Raw genomic sequence first — 21,706 nt, forward strand, 5'->3', positions numbered from 1 at the left:
TCAAATGGTTCAACACCTCGTTGATTTACTCGATACCTGGTTACCTTCTTATCAAGAAGACTGGGTACTCGCCGTTCTTACTCAAGTACAAGGCTCTTCTTACCGTAAACCAGGCGCAATAATGCTATTTCATCCCATGGGCAAAAGCTTAGGAATGTTAAGTGGTGGTTGCCTTGAAGCGGATCTCCGTCGTCACGCGCAACGTGCGATTCAAACTCAGCAAGTTATTCAGTTAACCTATGATGCAACTGACGAGTCTGATACCAGTTATCAACTTGGTTGTGGTGGCATCGTTAATATCATGATGGTGTCGTTGAATAAATCTAACAATTATCTTGGTTTAGTGAGTGTTCATGATGCTTTGATGCGCAGTCATTCAGGTGTATATCAAATTGATATCGTTGCTGATGGCACGCCGGCCGATCAACTCAGTGGTCACTTTGTTGAACAAAAATCAGAGCAAGCTACCGTTATCACTCTCAATACTAAAACCCACAAAGAAGCCTTTGAAGATCACTCTGTGTTACATATTCCTATTAGACCACCTGTGCATATTGGTATTTTTGGCGGCGGTTTAGATGCCCAACCAATTGCGCAAATGGCGCAAACGTTAGGTTGGAAAGTCACTGTATTTGATGAACGTACTGCGTACGCACGCACTTATGATTTTCCTGGCTGCCAGATCATCAAAAAAGCGACCAAGGATGTGTCAAGCTCACTGTTGGCCAGTTTAGATGCTGCCTTTGTGATGAGTCATAATTTACAGATTGATGCTAAAACATTACAGGTACTGCAAACTTTATCCCTAGCGTATATTTCATTATTAGGTCCGACTCACCGCCGTGACAAGGTGTTGAGCATGGCTGAACTTAATATCGATGACTTTAGTGGTTATTTTTCGGCACCAGCAGGGTTGGCATTAGGGGGCGAGCTGCCTGGTTCGGTTGGACTGAGCATATTGTCCCAGTGCCATGGCGTACTTTATCAAAGCAAGATAACTAGTCTTGATACTGTAATGCTGTCTTAGCGAGTTGATACGTAAATGACGGCAAACATAGTTACAGTGATCCTAGCTGCTGGGGCAAGCAGCCGATTTAACAGCGCTAAAATTGTTGCTAAAGTGCAAGGCGAACAAAGTTTGCTGGCACACAGCTTACAGACACTTGATGTTGTGACTCAAACGGCAGGTATTGCACCTGCGGTGGTGATGTTGGGTGCCCATCAAACCGATGAAGTGTTAGCGATAACGGCCAATCATCAGCGAATTATTAATCATGATTGGCATTTAGGTTTGTCCAGTTCAGTGAAACTTGCTGGTCAATATGCCCAAACGCAACAGGCGGATGCTTTACTGGTGGTGTTAGCCGACCAAGTCGCATTACAAAGCAGTAATTATTTACAATTGATCCAAGCGTATATCCATAATAAGTTAACTAGCTGTGCTTTTTACCTGCATAGCGTAGGTGTACCTGCTATCTTTTCAGCTGAAGATATTAAAATATTGATGTCTCTTGATGGCGATAATGGTGCAAAAAGCATTTTAAAACAAAATGATAAAAATAATAGCTTGAACATTATTGTGATGGAACAAGCGCAATTTGATATTGATACACCTGCTGACTTAGTACGTTGGTTAGATAATAAGGATTGATTATGACAACCCCAACACAAAAATTGATGGTCAATGGAAAGGATTTTACCCTTGATGCCGACCCGAATATGCCAGTACTTTGGGCATTGCGTGACATATTAGGTCTAACCGGCACTAAATTTGGTTGTGGAGCAGGGCTTTGTGGTGCATGCACTATCCATGTTGACGGCAGTCCAATGCGTGGTTGTTTAACCAGCTTAAAGCAAGTTCAGGGTAAGCAAGTTACCACTATTGAAGGTCTTGAGGCTGAAAAACTAAAGCAAGCTTGGTTAGCGCATAATGTGCCGCAATGTGGTTATTGTCAGGCTGGGCAGTTAATGTCTGCCGCAGCCTTACTCACCAGCACGCCTAAACCGACTGAAACCCAAATCCTTGATGCGATGTCGGGTAATATTTGTCGTTGTGGTACGTATCCACGGATAAAAGCCGCCATTCAATCGGCTTCGGAGGCGTGATCATGACCACATTCACAGCTGTTGAGAATATTAGTCGCCGTAATGTATTAAAGTTATTTGGTGCAGTCGGTGGTGGACTCGCTCTAGGGGCAACCAGTTTAAGTTGGAGCCCAATGGCCTTAGCTGAAGACAAGCAAGCGCTGATGAACTTGTTTGTTGCTATCGGTGAAGACAATAAAGTGTATTTGACTTGTCATCGTTCTGAGATGGGACAAGGGATTAGAACAGGCATACCGCAAATTTTGGCTGACGAGTTAGAAGCTGATTGGGATAAGGTTGTAGTGGTGCAAGGCTTAGCGGATAAACGCTATGGCAGCCAAAATACTGATGGTAGCCGCAGTATTCGTAAACATTATCATCGTATGCGTCAAATGGGCGCGACCGCAAGAACCATGCTTGAACAAGCTGCGGCGCAAATTTGGCAAGTTCCGGTTGCGGAGGTGTATGCTAAAGCCCATAAGATCCATCATAAAGGCAGTAACAAAAGCCTTAGTTACGGTGAGTTGGCTGTAGCGGCATCGAGATTACCGATGCCAGAATTAGATTCTGTAGTGCTAAAGCCAGAAAGTGAATTTACCCATATTGGTCAATCTCATACTATTATCGATATGGATGCCATGCTCACGGGCAAAGCGATTTACGGCTATGATATTAAATTAGACGGTATGTTGTATGCCAGTATCACTCGTCCGCCAGTATTAGGCAGCGATGTGCTGAGTCTTGATGACACCAAAGCCCGTAAAATAGCCGGGGTGGTCGATATTATTACCTTACCCGTTCCGAAAGGTGCACCATTATTTCAGGCTTTAGGCGGCGTCGCAGTGATTGCCACTAACAGTTGGAGTGCGATTGAAGCGCGTAAAGCGTTAGTGATTACCTGGTCTAAATCGATTAACGATAGCCACAATTCAGACACATACCTGCAGGGCTTGGTCGAGAGAGTAAACCAACCAGGTAAAGTGATGCGCCAGTTAGGTGAGTCAGTCACTGATTGGCCTGAAGCGTCAACAGTTAAGGCTGTTTACACTGTGCCCTATTTAACCCATGCCATGATGGAGCCACCAGTAGCAACAGCAAATGTAACTGCTAATGGATGTGAGTTGTGGGCTTCGAGCCAAACCCCACAAAGTACCCAGCAAAATGTGGCTGGTGCATTAGGGTTAAAAGAAGAGCAAGTTACCGTTAACGTGACTTTACTGGGTGGTGGTTTTGGGCGTAAATCTAAGCCTGACTTTAGTGTTGAAGCCGCCATTTTATCGCAAAAGCTCAATAAACCCGTCAAAGTATGTTGGAGCCGTGAAGACGAAATTCAGAATGGTTATTATCATGCTATCAGTGCGCAGATGTACCAAGTCGCTCTCGACAATAATAAGATGCCCACCGCACTATTAGCCCGTACAGGCTTTCCGTCAATCAGTTCAACATTTGCTGAAGGGGTTGAATACCCTTCAGCTGGTGAGCTCGACTTAGGTTTTAGTGACGTACCATTAGCGCTTAAGCACATTCAACTTGAAGCCGTCAAAGCGCCCGCGCATACGCGTATTGGTTGGATGCGTTCTGTGTGTAATATTCAGCATGCTTTTGGTATTGGCAGTTTTGTTGACGAGATAGCCGTAAATGCTAATAAGCCCTGTGTACAAATGTGGCGTGATTTATTAGGTAAAGCGCGTATCGAACCGTTTGAAAACCAAAACTTTACCTATGGAAATTACGGTGAAGACTTAGCCGATCATCCCGTGGATGTAGGGCGTTATCATAAAGTGCTCGACAAGTTAGAAGCCGTAATGGCAGATGCCCCTAAAGCGGCTAAAAACCAAGGTTGGGGTATGGCGGTGCATCGCAGCTTTGTTAGCTATGTTGCCGTTGCTACGCTAGTTGAAGTGGTAGATAAACAGCTTAAAGTATTGAAATCTATTGCGGTGATGGATGCTGGGAGAGTGATTAATCCTGATCGAGTGAAATCACAATTAGAAGGTGCGATCATTTTTGGTTTAAGTTTAGCGACCATGGGCGAAATTACCTTTAAAGACGGTAAAGTCGAACAATCTAACTTTCATGACTATCCGTTATTGCGTATGCCGCAATCGCCACAGATTGACACTTATATTATTGAGTCGATAGCAAAGCCTGCTGGTGTCGGTGAGCCCGGTGTGCCTCCTGTTGCGCCCAGTTTAACCAATGCCATTTTTGCGGCAACGGGGATACGATATCGCGATTTACCGCTTAATAAATTTTTATCGGTTTAGCCATTTTCGTGAGCTACAACACTTAAGTTTACTGCGCTTAAGCCGATAATAAATAAGCTAAATGCCTAAGTGTATTCGCACTTAGGCATTGTTTTTTTTACGATAATTTAAAATCACTCTCAATTGAATCGTTAATGAATTTTAGTATTGATTCAGATTGAGTGGGTGCTGTTGTTTATTTAATCTTATTCTCATATTTGAGATAGTAACGCATTGCCTTAGGAAGCTTATATGAAGCAAATTCAGTTTAGAACCATTGATGCAATTTTGATTAAATTTAGCCTGAATGGAAAATTTTGGGTGGTGTGTTCGCTGGTTGCATTGATCACCAGTGTTATTGCTCTGATGAATTACCAACAAACGACTGATTTAATTGCTCAGTCATCATTACAGCGGGTTAAAGCAAGTGCTGAAAGTTATGCCTCGGTTGCCAATAATCAAGGCTTAACAAATACTGCTCTGGAGCAATTTGCACAAACTCATCAATTACAGTTATCTGGTCGTGATAATACTTTTCGCAGTGGTGATCAAGTTACAGCATCAGCGAGTGTCGGCGATCAGTTTCTAAGCGTGAGTCAAAATGTTCAATCCTGGGAACAGGAACCATTAAGCCAAAGCTATTTTATGCTAATCATCGCATTAGTTGGCTTGCTACCATTATTTCAACTGAGTTACTGGATCTCAACCTCGTTAGGTGGCGGTTTATGGGATATGTATATGGCAATCAAACGATTAGCTGATGGTGATTTAACCTTGAGATTAAACTTCTTTGGTACTGACGATTTCAGTTTAATCGCCAATGAAATTGATCGCTGTGCTAATAATATGAGTGAAATGGTAACCGCTATTCGTAGTAATGCAGAAACCCTAGCGACTGCCGCCAATGAGTTTAACCATCAAGCTAACACTAATGATGACTTAATTGATCAGCAACATCATTATTTAGATTCTGTAGCGCATGCCATGGATCAAATGACCGGAGCCATTGCAGATGTATCACATCATGCGAGTGATGCATCTTTGAATACTAAGCAAAATGCTACCCAAATGGGTCAGAGTCAGGGCAAGATTAATGATGCAGTTAAGCGGATTGGCTATTTGTCTGAGCGCATTGCTGAAGCGTTTTCATCTGTAGAGCAGTTATCTCATGATGCCACCCAAATTAATGTTGCTGTTACTACCATTGAAAGTATTTCTGAACAAACTAATTTATTAGCGTTAAATGCAGCCATTGAAGCGGCGCGTGCCGGTGAGCAAGGCCGGGGTTTTGCTGTGGTGGCTGATGAAGTACGTACTCTTGCAGGGCGGACTCAACAAGCGACCGTTGAAATTCAAAATATGATCGAAGGCTTACAACAAGGTTCTAAAAAACTGACCAGCATTACCAATGTGATTGTTACCGAAGCCGATCAGGGCAGTGCAAGTATTAAAGCGGTCGGTGACGATATTACCGACATGGCTGAGTCGATTAATGCCGTGTTTGATATGAGTAGCCAGATAGCCGCCTCAGCTGAACAACAAAGTGTCTCAGCTGGTGATATTGCCTCGCAACTTAATCAAATCCGTCAGCAATCGGAGACGATTCGCAGTACTGCAAAACATGCCGGAATATTAGCGAAAGATTTACATCAATCATCTCAAGGTTTAGCGGCGATTTTAAGTCAATATAGAATTTAATTTTGTATCAAGCAGCCCATAACAACGTTCAGTGATAGTTAGTTAAGGTGCTCGATAAAGATGGCATAGTAGTGATGATAATCACTTGGGTTACTAATATGCATGCTTAGCCATTATTTGATTTTTATAGCAGCAACCTTTTAAGGGCGATTATTTGGCCTGTAATATACTAACGTGAGTCGTTTACTCTGCTCATGTGAGCGTGTTGACAAACTATCAAACTATCAAACTATCAAACTATCAAGCTATCAAGCTTAGCCGGTGGTGAAGGAATGCTGTAAAACTAAAAAAGCTATAAGCAAGATTGCTTATAGCTTTTTTGTTGCTAAGCGATGTCGGGAGCTAGGTTATGTCAGCACCCTAACGATTAACTAAACGTAGTCCAAATGGGAGCATGATCGGACGGTTTCTCAATCGCGCGTAATTCGTAATCGACATCAGATTCGACGACGCGTGACACTAATGAGTCGGTCACTAATATCACGTCGATGCGCAGACCACGGTTATCATCAAAGCCTTTACTGCGGTAATCAAACCACGAGTAACGTTCAGTGCGATCTGGATGCAATTGGCGGAAACTATCAATAAAGCCCCATTGTTGTAAACGTGCTAACCATTCACGTTCTTCTGGTTGGAAGCTACATTTTCCGCTTTTTAACCAACGCTTAGCGTTCACTTCACCGATGCCGATATCTAAATCGGTGGGCGATATATTGATATCACCAATGATTGCTATGTCATCGCTTGGTTGGTGATGTTTCTCTAAATATAGCATTAAGTCTTGATAGAACTTACGTTTAGCCGGGTATTTTGTTTCGTGGTGAATGCTTTCACCTTGTGGAAAATATCCATTGAATACCGTTAATACTCGGCCATTATCTTGTGTAAATTGGCCAATAATAAGTCGACGCTGAGCATCTTCATTATCAGATTCAAAACCTTTAATAATACTAATGGGTTCAGCTTTTGACAGCATGGCTACGCCATAATGTGCTTTGCCGCCATGGTAATGAACTTTGTAGCCCATTGCCTCAACATCTGCAACCGGAAAGGCTTCGTCGTGCACTTTGGTTTCTTGTAAGCCAATAATGTCAGGCGCGTGGCTGTCTATAAGTGCTTGCAATTGATGCAGTCGAGCACGTATGCCATTAATGTTAAAAGAAACAATCTTCATTATGGGAGCACTCGTTTAAATGGCTTAACAATAACGCTTTTATACACACCAGCACCAATGTAAGGATCCACATCAGCCCATGCTTGTGCATCTTCTAATGAGGCAAAATCGGCAATAACTAATGAGCCGGTAAAACCTGCTTCACCAGGGTTTTCGTTATCAATAGCAGGATGTGGTCCGGCAGTTAATAAACGGCCTTCATCAGCTAAATCTTGTAAACGAGCTAAATGTTCAGCGCGAACAGATAAGCGTTTCTCTAAACTGTTTTCCACATCTTGAGATGAAATCATATACCACATATCGTTGCTTCCTTTATTTGATTTTATTTTACATGAATGCTTATTGACCATCAGTTGTTTGCGAATCGTCATCTTGCATATTTTTATACAAATAAACGACCGTAATAACGGTGTTGATTAAGGTGAGGGCGGTTAGGCCAAACACTTTGAAGTTTACCCAGGTTTCCAGAGGTAAATTAAACGCAATGTAAATATTAGCAAAGGCACATAAGACAAAAAATCCAACCCAATACCAGGTGACTTGAGCCCATATTTTATCGTCAACTTTCATTTCTTTACCAAGCATGCTTTTAAGCGCAGGTTTGCCCATCATTTGTGAGGCAATTAGTCCTATGGCGAATAAGGCATAAACGATACTGACTTTCCATTTGATAAAGGCATCGTCATGGAAAAACAGTGTGAGTGAGCCAAACACAGTGACCAAGGCGAAGGTGGCTAAATGCATTTTTTCAATGTGTTTATAAAGCAGATAAGTGATCACAAGTTGAAGCGCTGTTGCCGCGATCAATACTCCTGTAGCGGCGTAAATATCATAGAACTTGTAAACCGCAAAAAAAATGACTAATGGTAAAAAATCTAACAGTTGCTTCATATAAATCTCAGGCTAGGGAAACGATAATGTCTAGTTCGGACATGATTGCATCATATTTTTAATCGTAATTGTGGCCAATTGTAGCATGATGTTATTGCCATTCGCATTAATATGGTGGTTAATCTGCGGATTCTAAACCTCTATTGTGCAAAAGAATGTAAACCTTTTTAATTAGGTTTATGAGTAATAGAAGGTGATTACAGTAGTGCTAAACCTGTTGTGGTTGAGTGTAAATTATTGATTATCAATATTTTTGATAAAACCTGCAATCTCTGTATCATCAATGGGCATCGCATAGGTTGAGCGTTTATTTGTAAAGTGGTACCGCAATAGAGGTTGCTGTTTTGATGGTTAACCATAATTTAGGCTCATCAAGAAGACTGGCACTTTTTTCTGACAACAAGGGATTATGCAGAACAAATTCTTTACGTTTGTCGAGTTCGGATTTTTCGAGCATGCCATCGGTGATGGGGTGATTATAGAACATGGCATTGAAGCTACCGTCATCGATGGCGACTCGTAAGCCATATTCAATTCGCTCTGCTAACCGAGGATTGTCTTTACTGACAAAAAAATAAATCGGGGCTGTGTAGCGTATTAAGATATTTTTTTCTAACACTAATTCACTGTGACGAGCAAGGTCGCGCCAAGGTTCAAAAAGAGCACGAGGATAATAATCAAACCGATTTTTAAGCAACATACTAATTAAACTCTTTTCTGGTCCTGGGACCACATTAAAGCCATTGCTGTTCAAAATATTGGTATCAGGCCAATCTAAACCTTGACCCATAAGGATTTTTTTTAGGTCTTCTAGGCTGGTGAGTTGATCAAATTGTGGCTGGTCGCCTTTACGTATAATCCCAATTCTATATCCCATAAGCCCTTTTAATAGTGGGATATAGACCGCTTGAAGCTGTGCTTCCCGTTCAATACTTGTCATGCTCCACGCGACATCGATATTTTTGTTTTCGGCCAGCATTTTTAGGGTACGACTTTGAGGCATATTAATCATGGCTGCACGCATTTGAAACGTACCGTAGCGGCTAGCACTTTTATCCAGAGCAAGTGCTAACAGTGAAATAAAATAGGCTTGCTTAGGATCAACACCTTGAACGGAGGCATTATAATTAACTATGGTGTGTTCAAACTCTAACGCATTTTCTGAGGCGTTTGAGGTATTGAATGAACATAAGATTATAAGTGTTAACATCCTTATCAACTGACTTTTCATACAGCGCCGATTTAGTGATTGATTGATGATAAATAAAGTATAGTTAACAATAAAAAAATAGCTGGAATAATTACTCTTTTTTGTTATTTTTATCAGTAACCTATAAGCGGGATAAAAAACGTTTATTAAACCGTTATTTGCCCGCTAGTGTGGACAATTTAACTTGCTAAAGCTTAGCGCTGGATACGTTATTGTTTCTTGCTTGGTAAACACATTACTCGTTTGATATGAGATGGGTCAAGTTTATGATTTTGTAAATACCGTTATCATTTATTGACCCCCGTTAAAGTTTACTTTTGGAACTGATACACACTGCCTAGTTTCAAAATTTGGGTTAGCTCATCTAACGCAGTGCGCGATTCAATAATCAATTGCGGGTCGGCTAAATCTTGAACCGTTAATTGGTCGCGATAATGCCTATCAACCCAGGTATTTAGACGAGTAAATAAGCTATCACTCATGAGGGTGTTTTGATTAACTGCGGCAACTTCTTGTTGGTTCATTGCCACACGTAAACGTAAACAAGCTGGCCCACCACCATTTTGCATACTTTGTTTCACATCAAAATAACGTACTTGTTTGATTGGCGTGCCTAAGGTTATCAGTTCATTTAAGTAAGCAAAAACTGCGGGATTTTCTTGGCAGTTTGTCGGTGCAATAATGGCCATTTCACCAGACGGTAAGGTAATGATCTGCGTATTAAACAAGTAACTTTTGACCGCATTATCAATTGACACTTGGCTGGTTGCTACTTTGATAAAATGCATGTCACTATCCATTTTTCGGCGAATTTCATCAAATTTTGCTTCGGTATGTAAAAACGCCTGTTCATGATAAAAAAGGACGTTTTGATTACCAACAGAAATCACATCGTTGTGGAATACACCTTGGTCAATCACATCAGGGTTTTGCTGCATAAACACGCAACTTTCATCTTCAAGCTGATGCAAACGAGCAACGGCTTGTGATGCTTCTAAGGTTTGACGGGCGGGATATTTTTTCGGTTTTGGTGCATCGGGATTGGTTGCCGATTGTCCATAAACAAACAGTTCAACACCAGCATAGCCGTATTCAGCACATAGGCGGGTATGATTTGCGGCGCCTTCATCACCAAAACTTGCATGTTCTGGTAAATGTTGGTGATGTTTAAAATGGCGATCGTTGTTAAATGTTGCCTGTAAAATATTGCCTGTGGTGACAGGCTCAATGCTGCGGTGTAATTTGTCGACTAAGTTAGCTGGCGTGAAATGAACTTTACCGTCCCGGCTATCGGCACTGGGGGATACGGTTGCCGCGTTAGCTGTCCACATACTTGATGCACTGCAACAAGCATTAAGTAGCGCAGGAGCCTGTTGAGACGCTTTTTGTAAAACTTCAGCGTCTGACCCAGAAAAACCAATTCGACGCAGTGTATAAAGGTCTGGACGCTCTTGCGGGGCTAATACCCCTTGTATCATTCCCAAGTCTGCTAATGATTTGGCTTTTTGCAAACCTTGTTTAGCTGCCGCTTTGGGATTTGAGGTTTGGGCCGCATTACTAAATGAGGCTACATTACCAAATGATAATCCGGCATAGTTATGGGTTGGTCCTACCAAGCCATCAAAGTTTGCTTCAAAATGCTTCATTCGTGATCCTTGAGAGTTTTTAGTGAATAATTATTATTGTTGTTGCACTTATTTGTGTTACTTATAAAAAAGGAACGTGATTGCTGACTACAGTTAACGCTAATTTAACCCCAGTATACTGAAGCTATAAGGGTTAACAAGGTGTGGTTAATTTGTACAAATGTGTATAAATGACTAAAAATGCACTGAAGGTGCTCGCAAGTATCATTAAGTGAAAAATTACGTTTAAAAAACGCATATTATTTTTCGCATTTTTTATTATTGAATAAATTTTGCTTAAAAAATGACTTACTAGCCATGTAAAAGAGGGATTAACTTGAAACTATTGTCTCAACCCTCTATATATGGAATCAATTTTCTTTTTTTCGAGACTTTTTGGCGCAAATAAAACTATGGGTAAATCGCTAGTTATTGTCGAATCGCCGGCCAAAGCCAAGACAATTAATAAATATCTTGGTAAAGACTTCATTGTGAAGTCGAGTGTAGGTCACATACGTGACTTACCAACTTCGTCTACTTCTGACGGTACAACTGTGACTAAAACCGCAGCAGAAGTTAAGAAATTATCTCCTGAAGAAAAAGCTAAATACAAGCTAATCAGAGACAAACAAGCGCTTGTGGCGCGAATGGGTGTCAACCCAGATAAAGGCTGGGCGGCTAAGTATCAAATCCTGCCTGGTAAAGAAAAAGTTGTTAAAGAACTCAAAGCGTTAGCAGAAGATGCTGACCAAATATATCTCGCAACGGATTTGGACCGTGAAGGGGAAGCCATCGCCTGGCATTTGCAGGAGATCATTGGTGGTGATGCTTCACGGTATCAGCGAGTTGTGTTTAACGAAATTACTAAAACTGCGATTCAAGATGCATTTAGTAACCCGTCTGTACTTGACACTAATATGGTTAACGCCCAACAAGCACGTCGTTTCTTAGACCGTGTCGTTGGCTTTATGGTGTCACCTTTATTATGGAAAAAAGTTGCTCGTGGTCTATCGGCTGGGCGTGTGCAATCGGTTGCGGTTCGCTTAGTTGTAGAACGTGAAAGTGAGATTAAAGCATTTGTTCCAGAAGAATTTTGGGACATACATGCAGAATTAAATACGCCAACCGCAGCAAGCTTGAAAATGCAGGTGATGAAGTATCAATCTGCTGCATTTGAGCCGATTAATGAAGCACAAGCTAAAGTGGCAGTCGATGCATTGCGTGGGGCGTCTTACGTGGTCAGTGCGCGTGAGGATAAAGCAACCTCAAGCAAACCAACAGCACCTTATATAACCTCTACATTGCAGCAAGCCGCGAGTACTCGTCTAGGTTTTGGTGTGAAGAAAACCATGATGATGGCGCAGCGTTTATACGAAGCTGGCCACATTACCTATATGCGTACCGATTCAACCAATTTAAGTAAAGAAGCGGTTGAAAATTTACGTGAAATGATTGCTTCTGAGTTTGGTGATAAGTATTTACCGGCTGAACCTATCCGTTATGGTAGCAAAGAAGGTGCCCAAGAGGCGCATGAAGCGATTAGACCGTCGAACGTTGCTGTGCAGTCTGCATCCCTAACCGACATGGAAAGAGACGCTCAGCGCTTGTATGAGCTCATTTGGCGTCAATTCGTGTCGTGTCAAATGACCCCTGCTCAGTATGACGCAACACGTTTAACCGTAACTGCGGGTGATTACGAATTAAAAGCCAGTGGTCGCACCTTACGCTTTGATGGTTGGACGCGTGTTCAACCACAGATGAGTAAGAAAAACGAAGACGATAAAACACTGCCAGTAGTCGAAAAAGGTGACAAGTTAGTGCTTGAAACCTTATCGCCTAAACAGCACTTTACCAAGCCTGCGCCACGTTACAGCGAAGCCTCTTTAGTTAAAGAGCTCGAAAAACGTGGTATTGGCCGTCCGTCAACGTATGCGACAATTATTTCAACCATTCAGGATCGCGGCTACGTCAAAGTGGACAATCGCCGTTTCTTTGCTGAAAAAATGGGTGAGATAGTTAGCGAACGTTTAGTGGGCAGTTTTAAAGAATTAATGAGTTACGACTTTACCGCAAGCATGGAGCAAACATTAGATGATGTTGCTCAAGGTAAGCTTGACTGGAAAAAAGTACTCGATGGTTTTTACGGTGACTTTACCAAACAATTATTGTTGGCTGAGTTAGACCCAGATGAAGGTGGCATGCGCCCCAATGAGATGGTATTAACAGACGACATTAAGTGTCCTACCTGTGGCCGTCCAATGGGGATCAGAACCGGTTCTACTGGGGTATTTTTAGGCTGTTCTGGTTATGCTTTACCGCCTAAAGAACGTTGCAAAACCACGCTTAACTTAACCCCAGGTGAAGAAGCGGTTAGCGACAATGAAGATGGCGAAACGGAAGCGTTACGTGCTAAACATCGTTGTGGTAAGTGTGGCACAGCGATGGACAGTTACCTGATTGATGAGACGCGTAAATTACATGTTTGTGGTAATAACCCCTCATGTGATGGTTACGAAGTGGAAGCCGGGCAATTTAAGATTAAAGGTTATGAAGGTCCAATTATTGAGTGCGATCGTTGCGGCAATAATATGGAACTGAAAAATGGTCGATTTGGTAAGTATTTTGGTTGCACTAACAGCGAGTGTAAAAATACGCGTAAGTTGTTAAGAAGCGGCGAAGCTGCGCCACCAAAAGAAGATCCCATTTTTCTACCTGAATTAAAATGCACTAAGTCAGATGCGCATTTTGTGCTTCGTGATGGTGCTGCGGGCATATTTTTAGCGGCAAGTACTTTCCCTAAATCGCGTGAAACACGTGCGCCATTAGTGGAAGAGTTAGTTCAGTATCGTGATCTGTTATGGCCTAAATATGCGTACCTTGCTGACGCACCTACAGAAGATGATGATGGTAATAAAGCCTCGGTTAAATTTAGCCGTAAAACCAAAGAGCAATATGTTGCTACTGAAGTTGATGGTAAAGCCACCGGTTGGTCTTCTAAGTTTATTGGCGGTAAATGGGTCAGTGAAGCAACTAAGAAAAAAGCCAAGAAATAGTTTCTAGCTTTAGTTACTTCATCGTTGTTGATTAACGCTACCCGATTGGGTAGCGTTTTTGTTTGCGCCAGATAGGGGTTATTGCATTTTTGTATAGTGAATAGCTGGGCTAACGTGTTGTTTAGACTCTTACCAACAAGTTAATTTAGCCAAGCAAACACAAAAAAGCACTGATAATAATCAGTGCTTTTTTAGTGATAAAGTATTGCGGATTACCTCAGCGTTAAACCGAAATATCGCAAATTATTTGGCACTGTTTTGCGCAGCTTGAATCGCGGTTAATGCAATTGTGTAGACAATATCATCGACAAGTGCACCACGAGATAAATCGTTAACCGGTTTACGCATACCTTGAAGCATAGGACCGATACTGATCAAATCCGCGCTACGCTGTACGGCTTTGTATGTGGTGTTACCAGTATTTAAGTCTGGGAACACAAACACAGTAGCTTTGCCGGCAACAGGGCTGTTAGGCGCTTTAGATTGAGCGACGTTAGGCATCACTGCGGCATCGTACTGCAAAGGGCCATCGATAATTAAATCTGGACGTTTTTCTTTAGCAATTCGTGTGGCTTCGCGGACTTTATCCACATCAGAACCTGTACCAGAGGTGCCCGTTGAGTAACTGATCATCGCAACGCGAGGTTCAATACCAAAGGCTTTAGCGGACTCCGCTGACTGAATCGCAATATCGGCTAACTGCTCAGGATTAGGATCTGGGTTAATCGCACAGTCACCATAAACAAGCACTTGATCTGGCATCAGCATGAAGAAAATTGACGATACTAAGCTAGAACCCGGTGCCGTTTTAATCAACTGTAACGGTGGGCGAATCGTGTGGGCTGTGGTATTAACAGCGCCAGACACAATACCATCGACCTCATCTTGTGCCAGCATCATAGTACCAAGCACCATGTTGTCTTCAAGTTGCTCACGGGCGACGACTTCGGTTAAGCCTTTGCTGCGACGTAATTTAAGCATTGGTTCTACGTATTTTTCACGCACGGTTTCAGGCTCAATGATTTCAATGCCATCACCTAAAACGACGTCTTGCAACAATGCAACGCGTAAAATTTCTTCGCGGTTACCTAATAACACACAGCGAGCGATACCGCGTTCAGCACAAATCGAGGCCGCTTTAACGGTTCTCGGTTCTTCACCTTCCGGAAGCACGATAGTTTTACGCGCAGCACGGGCTAATTCAGTTAACTTATAACGGAATGCTGGTGGCGATAATCGGTGTTCACGGGGAGAATCTTGAGTAACACTTTCAATCCATGTTTGGTCGATATGGCTGGCAACGTACTCTTGCACTTTCTCAACCCGTACAGCATCATCAACAGGCACTTCATGATCAAAGCGTTGAATATTAAGCGATGTCTGCCATGTATTTGAATCAATTAAAAATACTGGCAAGCCAGTTTCAAATGCTTGCTCACATAGGTTCATGATTTCTGGTTCAGGCGAATAGCCACCAGTCAGCAATAATGCACCAATTTTCACACCATTCATTGCAGCTAAACACGCTGAGACTATCACGTCAGAGCGATCGCCTGAAGTCACTAAAAGTGAGTTGGTTTTGATGTGAGTGACCAAGTTTGGAAGACTGCGAGCACAAAATGTCACCCGGCGCATACGACGAGTATGCATTTCACCGGCATTAATGATTTTTGCATTTAAGTGCTTAGCTAAATCAGATGCGCGTGGGGCAATTAACTCTAAATTATATGGCACACTACCTAATATGCGCAGTGGACTTTTACCCGGCAGTTGGAACATCCCCGAGCTATCAACCGCGTTCATGTTTTTATCATCAAAGACTTCTGATAAATCAGGACGTGTACGACCTTCGTTGTCAACGGGGGCACCAATTTTATTGATGATAGCGCCAATTAAGCGTTTATTTTTCTGCCCACCCCAAGAGTTAAAGGCGATCTCTAAGCGATTCATTAATCCATTAGGCGTATCGTTGCCTGGGGTTGCGATGAAAATAACATCTGCATCTAATGCTTTAGCAATTTCGTAGTTAATGTCATCAGCAAAAGGGTGACTTCGTGTTGGCACTAAGCCTTCAATCACTAAGGTTTCAGTATTATTGGCGCATTCCGACGCACGGGCAATAATCTGTTCCAATAGGACATCAGTTTGCTCTGAGCGGATTAAAGCTTCAGCGTGTTCCATTGAAAAAGGCTCCAACGGATTAACCGTAGGAGAAGTACTTAAAATAGTGGTTGAACGCTCAGGACCTGTATCACCAGATCGAATTTGTGCAATAGGTTTAAAAAATTGCACTTTAACGCCTTTGCGTTCTAGGGCGCGAACCATACCTAAACTAAGCGATGTTAATCCTACTCCAATACCAATTGGAATAAGCATAATATTACGAGACATGACGACCTCTTATGTGCGTAGTGTTCATGATAGTTAACCGAATATAAACCTAATAGCGGTTTTACTTAGCTGTGATCAGCTTAATGGCATCTTCGGCAATAACCCACTCTTCATTTGTTGGTATGACCATAGCAATAGGGGTACCTGCTTGGGTTATTACACCCTGTTGGCCAAAACGAGCAGCTTTATTCAAGATGTCGTCAACTTTGAAGTTAAATATTTCTAATAAATTAAGGACTTTCTCACGAATAAGATTCGAGTTTTCGCCAATACCGCCAGTAAAAATGATGGCGTCTAAACGCCCTAATGGCACAGTGTAAGAGGCAATATATTTAGCTAAACGGTAGCAGAAAATATCCAAGGCTAACGTGGCCCCTTTATGGCCATCATGATAACCTTCTTCAATTCCACGACAATCATTAGTAAGCTCTGAAATGCCCAGTAAACCACTTTGTTTATTCAGTAGGTTGTTTACTTCATCCAGGGTATAGCCAAGTTGTTTGACTAAATGAAAAATAATCGATGGGTCTAAATCGCCACAACGGGTACCCATGACTAAACCTTCAAGCGGGGTTAAACCCATTGAAGTGTCGACGCTTTTACCGCCTTTAATGGCTGCAACTGATGCGCCATTACCTAGATGAGCACAAATAACATTGATGTCTTTAACATCTTTGCCTAATACTTTGGCCGCTTCACGGCAAACGTAAAAGTGGCTAGTACCATGCATGCCATAACGGCGAATACTATGTTCACGATACAATTTGTAAGGTAGGGCATAAATATACGCTTTCTCAGGCATGGTTTGATGAAATGCGGTGTCAAACACTGTCACTTGTGGCAACTGAGGAAAAGACGCTATCGCTGCGCGAATACCAATTAAATGGGCCGGATTATGTAGCGGTGCTAATGAGGCACAATCTTCGATGCCTTGTATGACTTCAGGGGTGATAATGACAGAGCGGGTAAATTTTTCACCACCGTGAACGATGCGATGGCCAATAGCCTTAATTTGTGCCGCCAGTTCTGGGTGTTCCGCCAAGATGTTATTAACGATGAATTCGACTGCTTCGCGATGTGCAGTAAAGGCGCCTAATTTGGCTTCATTTTTACCGCCATTAAATTTCCATTTAATGCGCGAATCTTCTAAACCAAAACATTCAGCTAATCCAGAAATTTTATCATCGCCTGATTGAGCATCAATGATGGCAAATTTTAATGATGAGCTACCGCAGTTGAGCACGAGTACTAATTTGTCTGACATGTTAACGCCTTTTAAGTCAATGAAACTAAATAAAATAGTAAAATTCCATTTTGATTAAGGTTTATGAACATTATTCATAAACGCTACACTTTGGTGTTCTTTTGCTGATTGGCACAGTAAGCTAAATCATTAAAGTGTCAAATCGGCCAGTGCATTTTTGGTACGACACTGTATTATGATAATGTTTCACTCATGTCCTAGGCAGTAAAGGTAACCGTATATTGAACATGAATCTGGTTAAATTACTTGGCGACGGTCAACGTTATATGAAGACTTGGCCAATGGTTAGGCAACTTGGGTTTTATTTCCCCGAGTACCGTGTCGTCAAAGCGACTCAGTTAGCGATCATCGCCATGCCGATTTTGGCATTAGTGGTTGCGGCCAGCCAACTCTACGTTTTGGGCTGGAATTACTTACCGCAAGCATTAACAACACTGCTCTTTTTTATTAGCCTGCCACTACAAGGCTTATTATGGTTAGGCTGGCGAGCGAGCCATCCATTGCCTTTATCGTTATTCGAGTGGGGCAATCAACTCAGTGCTAAATTGACCGAGATGGGTATCTATTGCCAACCCCTAGGTGCCAGAGCCTGTTATTCAGACATGGCCGCCATCTTGAAATTGGCTTTTGAACGTTTGGATCAAAGTTACTGGGAAGAACTCTAATCTATCTGCTTGGTAATCTGTTGCTCATTTAAGTCGGTTTATTTTTGTTATGACTAAAATGTAGCGCTAATGCCTCGATCTAAAAACACTTGTTTAATTTTTTGCATCGTCTCAGTACTTGGCGGTGCAATATCAGACAAGGTGTATGCTTCGCCAAAGGCTTGCCATTTATGTTGACCTAACGGGTGATAAGGCAGTAGCTCAACTTTCTCAACATTATTCATCGGTTTAATAAACTCAGCTAATGCAATGGCCGACTCTACGTCTTCGGTAAATCCGGCGACAACGACATATCTGATCCAGGTTTTTATGTTTCGTTTAGCGAGATATTGAGCAAATTGTAATGTTCTATGGTTACTGACTTTTGTCAGTTCGATGTGTTTAGCATCATCCATTTGTTTTATATCAAGTAATACTAAATCGGTATTGTCGAGTAACTCATCAATCACAGGTTCGTATTTGCGCACAAAACCGTTAGTGTCTAAACAGGTGTGGACACCCTGATCTTTGCAGGCTTTAAATAATTCACTGACAAATTGAGCTTGTAAAATTGCTTCCCCACCACTGGCCGTAATACCACCACCGCTAGCGTCTAAAAAGGGTTGATAAGCAATAACTTGTTTCATTATTTCATCGACAGATATTTCTTTGCCGCCATCCAAATCCCACGTATCACGATTATGACAATATTGGCAGCGCATAAGGCAGCCCTGCATAAAAGTAATATAACGGATCCCCGGACCGTCTACGGTTCCGAATGATTCCACTGAATGAATGCGACCTAAGGTCATTATTATTCCTCAAATATCTATAAAAAAGGCTGTATCGATAATTTGTTACACATCGATACAGCCAATTTTAGCAGAGACTACATACTTTTAGTAAATGTACGAGTAATCACGTCTTGTTGCTGCTCTGGAGTGAGCGCATTAAAGCGAACGGCGTAACCTGATACACGGATTGTTAATTGTGGATATTTATCCGGATGAACAATCGCATCTTCTAACATTTCACGATTCATCACGTTAACGTTTAAGTGTTGACCACCTTCACGATTTGGCTTGCTTAAGAAGTAGCCATCCATTAATGACGCTAAGTTAGTACGACGACCTGTGTCATCTTTACCTAATGCATTTGGCACGATAGAGAAAGTGTAAGAAACACCATCTTGTGCGTGAGCAAATGGTAGCTTGGCGACTGATGTTAATGAAGCAATTGCGCCATTTTCATCACGACCATGCATAGGGTTTGCACCTGGAGCAAATGGTGCACCTGAACGACGACCGTCTGGAGTGTTACCGGTTTTCTTACCATAAACCACGTTTGAAGTGATGGTTAAGATTGATTGAGTTGGAATGGCATTACGATACATTTTCTTATCGCGAATTTTTGCCATAAAACGTTCAACTAAATCGCAAGCAATGTCATCTACACGAGCGTCATTGTTACCAAATTTTGGATAGTCACCTTGAATATCAAAATCAACGGCAATACCATTTTCGTCACGGATAGGCTTAACTTGAGCGTACTTAATTGCAGACAATGAATCGGCAGCAATTGATAAACCAGCAATACCACAAGCCATAGTGCGGCGCACATCGCGGTCATGTAATGCCATCAACGCAGACTCGTAAGAGTATTTGTCGTGCATATAGTGGATGGCGTTAAGTGCAGACACATATTGTGTTGCAAGCCAGTCCATTAAACCGTCAAGACGAGACATCACATCATCAAACTCAAGTACATCGGCAGTGATTGGATCTGCTTTTGGAGCAATTTGAGTTTTAAGTTTTTCGTCAACACCACCGTTAATGGCATATAACATGGTTTTGGCTAAGTTAGCACGGGCACCGAAGAACTGCATGTGTTTACCCACAATCATTGGGCTAACACAACAGGCGATGGCGTAATCGTCAGATTCGAAGTCTGGACGCATTAAATCATCGTTTTCATATTGAATTGAGCTGGTGTCAATTGATACTTTTGCACAGTAGCTTTTAAACCCTTGTGGTAATTTTGTTGACCACAATACGGTAATGTTTGGCTCTGGGCTTGGGCCCATGTTGTACAAGGTATGTAAAAAACGGAAGCTAGATTTTGTGACTAATGTACGGCCATCAAGACCCATACCTGCGATAGACTCAGTTGCCCAAATCGGGTCACCAGAGAATAGTTCATCGTATTCAGGTGTGCGAAGGAAACGAACCATACGCAATTTCATCACAAAATGGTCAACCATTTCTTGGGCTTGCTGTTCAGTAAGAACACCATTTTTAATGTCACGTTCAATATAAGCATCAATGAACGTTGAAGTACGACCCAGTGACATTGCTGCGCCATTTTGGCTTTTTACTGCAGCAAGATAACCAAAGTAAGTCCATTGAATGGCTTCTTTAGCATTTTTGGCTGGCACAGAAATATCACAACCGTATTTAGCTGCCATGACTTTCATTTGGCCTAAAGCACGATGCTGCTCAGAAATTTCTTCACGTAATTGAATCACACTTGATAAGTCTTCGCCTGCTTCAAACTGCGCTTGCAGTGAACTGAATTGGGCAAACTTATCTTTCATTAAGTAATCAATACCGTATAAAGCAATGCGGCGGTAATCACCAATAATACGACCACGGCCGTAAGCATCAGGTAAACCCGTTAATATACCTGATTTACGACAAGCCATAATTTCAGGGGTATAAACATCAAACACACCCTGGTTGTGGGTTTTACGTAATTCAGAATAAATGTAATTAACATCGCTGTTAAGTTCACGGCCATATGCTTTACATGAACCTTCAACCATACGAATGCCGCCATTAGGCAACATGGCACGTTTTAATGGTGCATCAGTTTGTAAACCGACAATAGTTTCAAGCTCTTGATTAATGTAACCAGCATTATGAGAAGTAATGGTAGAGACCATTTCAGTATCGAAATCGACAGGAGCATGAGTTTGGTTCTCTTGCTTGATGCCTTCCATAACTTTGTCCCACAAAGTTAATGTTGCATCTGTTGCACCTGTTAAGAATGACTCATCACCCTCATATGGTGTGTAATTTTGTTGGATAAAGTCACGTACATTAACTTCTGTTTTCCAATCGCCAGCTACGAAACCTTCCCACGCGTTGGCAAATAGTTCGGTTTTATCTGTCATTTACTTAACCCTCTGGTTGATTTTCAACGGATACTGTCTCAATTAGCACGAGCTGGTATCCGTGAGTATTTACATTCTGTCATCTAGGCGCATTCGCTAGATTGAGCTGTTAACATCTTCTGCGACATTGGTGGCAGAAATGTTCCGCCTGGTTTTTATAATGACGCTAATCGATATTGTTTTAGTCAATGAATTAATTGGTAAGACCATTTATCCATGAGTTGATAATAGCACAGCTAAATGACGATATCGG

16 protein-coding genes are annotated in these 21,706 nt (G+C 42.0%); 7 read left to right on the forward strand and 9 right to left on the reverse strand.

What is annotated here, in order from left to right; all coding sequences use genetic code 11:
- Positions 1 to 4 precede the first annotated feature (4 nt).
- The 5 genes from GW828_RS11790 (at position 5) to GW828_RS11810 (ending at position 6,029) form a co-directional block, all read left to right on the forward strand.
- Positions 5 to 1,027 carry an XdhC family protein gene (locus GW828_RS11790; RefSeq protein ID WP_124016148.1) on the forward strand — a complete coding sequence of 341 codons (1,023 nt, stop codon included), beginning with the start codon at positions 5 to 7 and terminating at the stop codon, positions 1,025 to 1,027.
- A 15-nt stretch (positions 1,028 to 1,042) separates the two neighbouring features.
- Positions 1,043 to 1,651: a nucleotidyltransferase family protein gene (locus tag GW828_RS11795; RefSeq protein WP_182723482.1), complete on the forward strand. Its 609-nt coding sequence runs from the start codon at positions 1,043 to 1,045 to the stop codon at positions 1,649 to 1,651.
- 2 nt (positions 1,652 to 1,653) lie between these two features.
- Positions 1,654 to 2,106 (forward strand): (2Fe-2S)-binding protein, encoded by a 453-nt coding sequence (locus GW828_RS11800; protein WP_182698489.1) that lies wholly within the window; start codon positions 1,654 to 1,656, stop codon positions 2,104 to 2,106.
- Between the two features lie 2 nt (positions 2,107 to 2,108).
- Positions 2,109 to 4,352 (forward strand): xanthine dehydrogenase family protein molybdopterin-binding subunit, encoded by a 2,244-nt coding sequence (locus tag GW828_RS11805; protein ID WP_182698488.1) that lies wholly within the window; start codon positions 2,109 to 2,111, stop codon positions 4,350 to 4,352.
- A gap of 231 nt (positions 4,353 to 4,583) precedes the next feature.
- On the forward strand, positions 4,584 to 6,029 hold the full coding sequence (locus tag GW828_RS11810) for a methyl-accepting chemotaxis protein (RefSeq protein WP_182741536.1): 1,446 nt from the start codon (positions 4,584 to 4,586) through the stop codon (positions 6,027 to 6,029).
- Between the two features lie 367 nt (positions 6,030 to 6,396).
- Here GW828_RS11810 and xthA read toward each other — a convergent pair whose 3' ends face one another.
- From xthA to astB, 5 genes are all read right to left on the reverse strand, one after another.
- The gene (gene xthA, locus GW828_RS11815) at positions 6,397 to 7,203 is read right to left on the reverse strand and encodes an exodeoxyribonuclease III (protein WP_182698486.1); all 807 of its coding nucleotides are present in this window, start codon (positions 7,201 to 7,203) and stop codon (positions 6,397 to 6,399) included.
- On the reverse strand, positions 7,203 to 7,502 hold the full coding sequence (locus GW828_RS11820; protein WP_182698485.1) for a YciI family protein: 300 nt from the start codon (positions 7,500 to 7,502) through the stop codon (positions 7,203 to 7,205). The genes xthA and GW828_RS11820 overlap by 1 nt, the downstream gene beginning before the upstream one ends.
- Positions 7,503 to 7,542: 40 nt before the next feature.
- Positions 7,543 to 8,094 (reverse strand): septation protein A, encoded by a 552-nt coding sequence (locus GW828_RS11825; RefSeq protein WP_124016141.1) that lies wholly within the window; start codon positions 8,092 to 8,094, stop codon positions 7,543 to 7,545.
- A gap of 307 nt (positions 8,095 to 8,401) precedes the next feature.
- The gene (locus tag GW828_RS11830) at positions 8,402 to 9,304 is read right to left on the reverse strand and encodes a hypothetical protein (RefSeq protein WP_273059099.1); all 903 of its coding nucleotides are present in this window, start codon (positions 9,302 to 9,304) and stop codon (positions 8,402 to 8,404) included.
- Positions 9,305 to 9,615: 311 nt separating this feature from the next.
- Positions 9,616 to 10,950, reverse strand: a complete 1,335-nt coding sequence (gene astB / locus GW828_RS11835) for an N-succinylarginine dihydrolase (protein WP_273059100.1) — start codon at positions 10,948 to 10,950, stop codon at positions 9,616 to 9,618.
- Between the two features lie 392 nt (positions 10,951 to 11,342).
- Between astB and topA the strand changes: the two genes are divergently transcribed.
- Positions 11,343 to 13,982 (forward strand): type I DNA topoisomerase, encoded by a 2,640-nt coding sequence (gene topA / locus GW828_RS11840; protein WP_124016138.1) that lies wholly within the window; start codon positions 11,343 to 11,345, stop codon positions 13,980 to 13,982.
- Between the two features lie 243 nt (positions 13,983 to 14,225).
- Here the strand turns inward: topA and pta are convergent, their stop codons facing one another.
- Together pta and ackA are read right to left on the reverse strand one after the other, a co-directional pair.
- The gene (gene pta, locus GW828_RS11845) at positions 14,226 to 16,373 is read right to left on the reverse strand and encodes a phosphate acetyltransferase (RefSeq protein ID WP_124016137.1); all 2,148 of its coding nucleotides are present in this window, start codon (positions 16,371 to 16,373) and stop codon (positions 14,226 to 14,228) included.
- 61 nt (positions 16,374 to 16,434) lie between these two features.
- On the reverse strand, positions 16,435 to 17,637 hold the full coding sequence (gene ackA / locus GW828_RS11850) for an acetate kinase (protein WP_124016136.1): 1,203 nt from the start codon (positions 17,635 to 17,637) through the stop codon (positions 16,435 to 16,437).
- Positions 17,638 to 17,864: 227 nt separating this feature from the next.
- Here ackA and yfbV point away from each other — a divergent pair, with 227 nt between their 5' ends.
- Entirely contained in the window at positions 17,865 to 18,302 is a 438-nt protein-coding gene (gene yfbV / locus GW828_RS11855; RefSeq protein WP_182698518.1) for a terminus macrodomain insulation protein YfbV, read from the forward strand.
- A 53-nt stretch (positions 18,303 to 18,355) separates the two neighbouring features.
- Here yfbV and pflA read toward each other — a convergent pair whose 3' ends face one another.
- Both pflA and pflB read right to left on the reverse strand, forming a co-directional pair.
- Positions 18,356 to 19,096: a pyruvate formate lyase 1-activating protein gene (gene pflA, locus GW828_RS11860; protein ID WP_273059137.1), complete on the reverse strand. Its 741-nt coding sequence runs from the start codon at positions 19,094 to 19,096 to the stop codon at positions 18,356 to 18,358.
- A 74-nt stretch (positions 19,097 to 19,170) separates the two neighbouring features.
- A complete protein-coding gene (pflB, locus tag GW828_RS11865; RefSeq protein ID WP_124016133.1) occupies positions 19,171 to 21,453 on the reverse strand; it encodes a formate C-acetyltransferase in 2,283 nt (760 codons plus the stop codon).
- Between the last annotated feature and the right edge of the window lie 253 nt (positions 21,454 to 21,706).

The sequence above is a fragment of the Shewanella vesiculosa genome, from assembly GCF_009994065.1.
Classification (GTDB): domain Bacteria; phylum Pseudomonadota; class Gammaproteobacteria; order Enterobacterales; family Shewanellaceae; genus Shewanella; species Shewanella vesiculosa.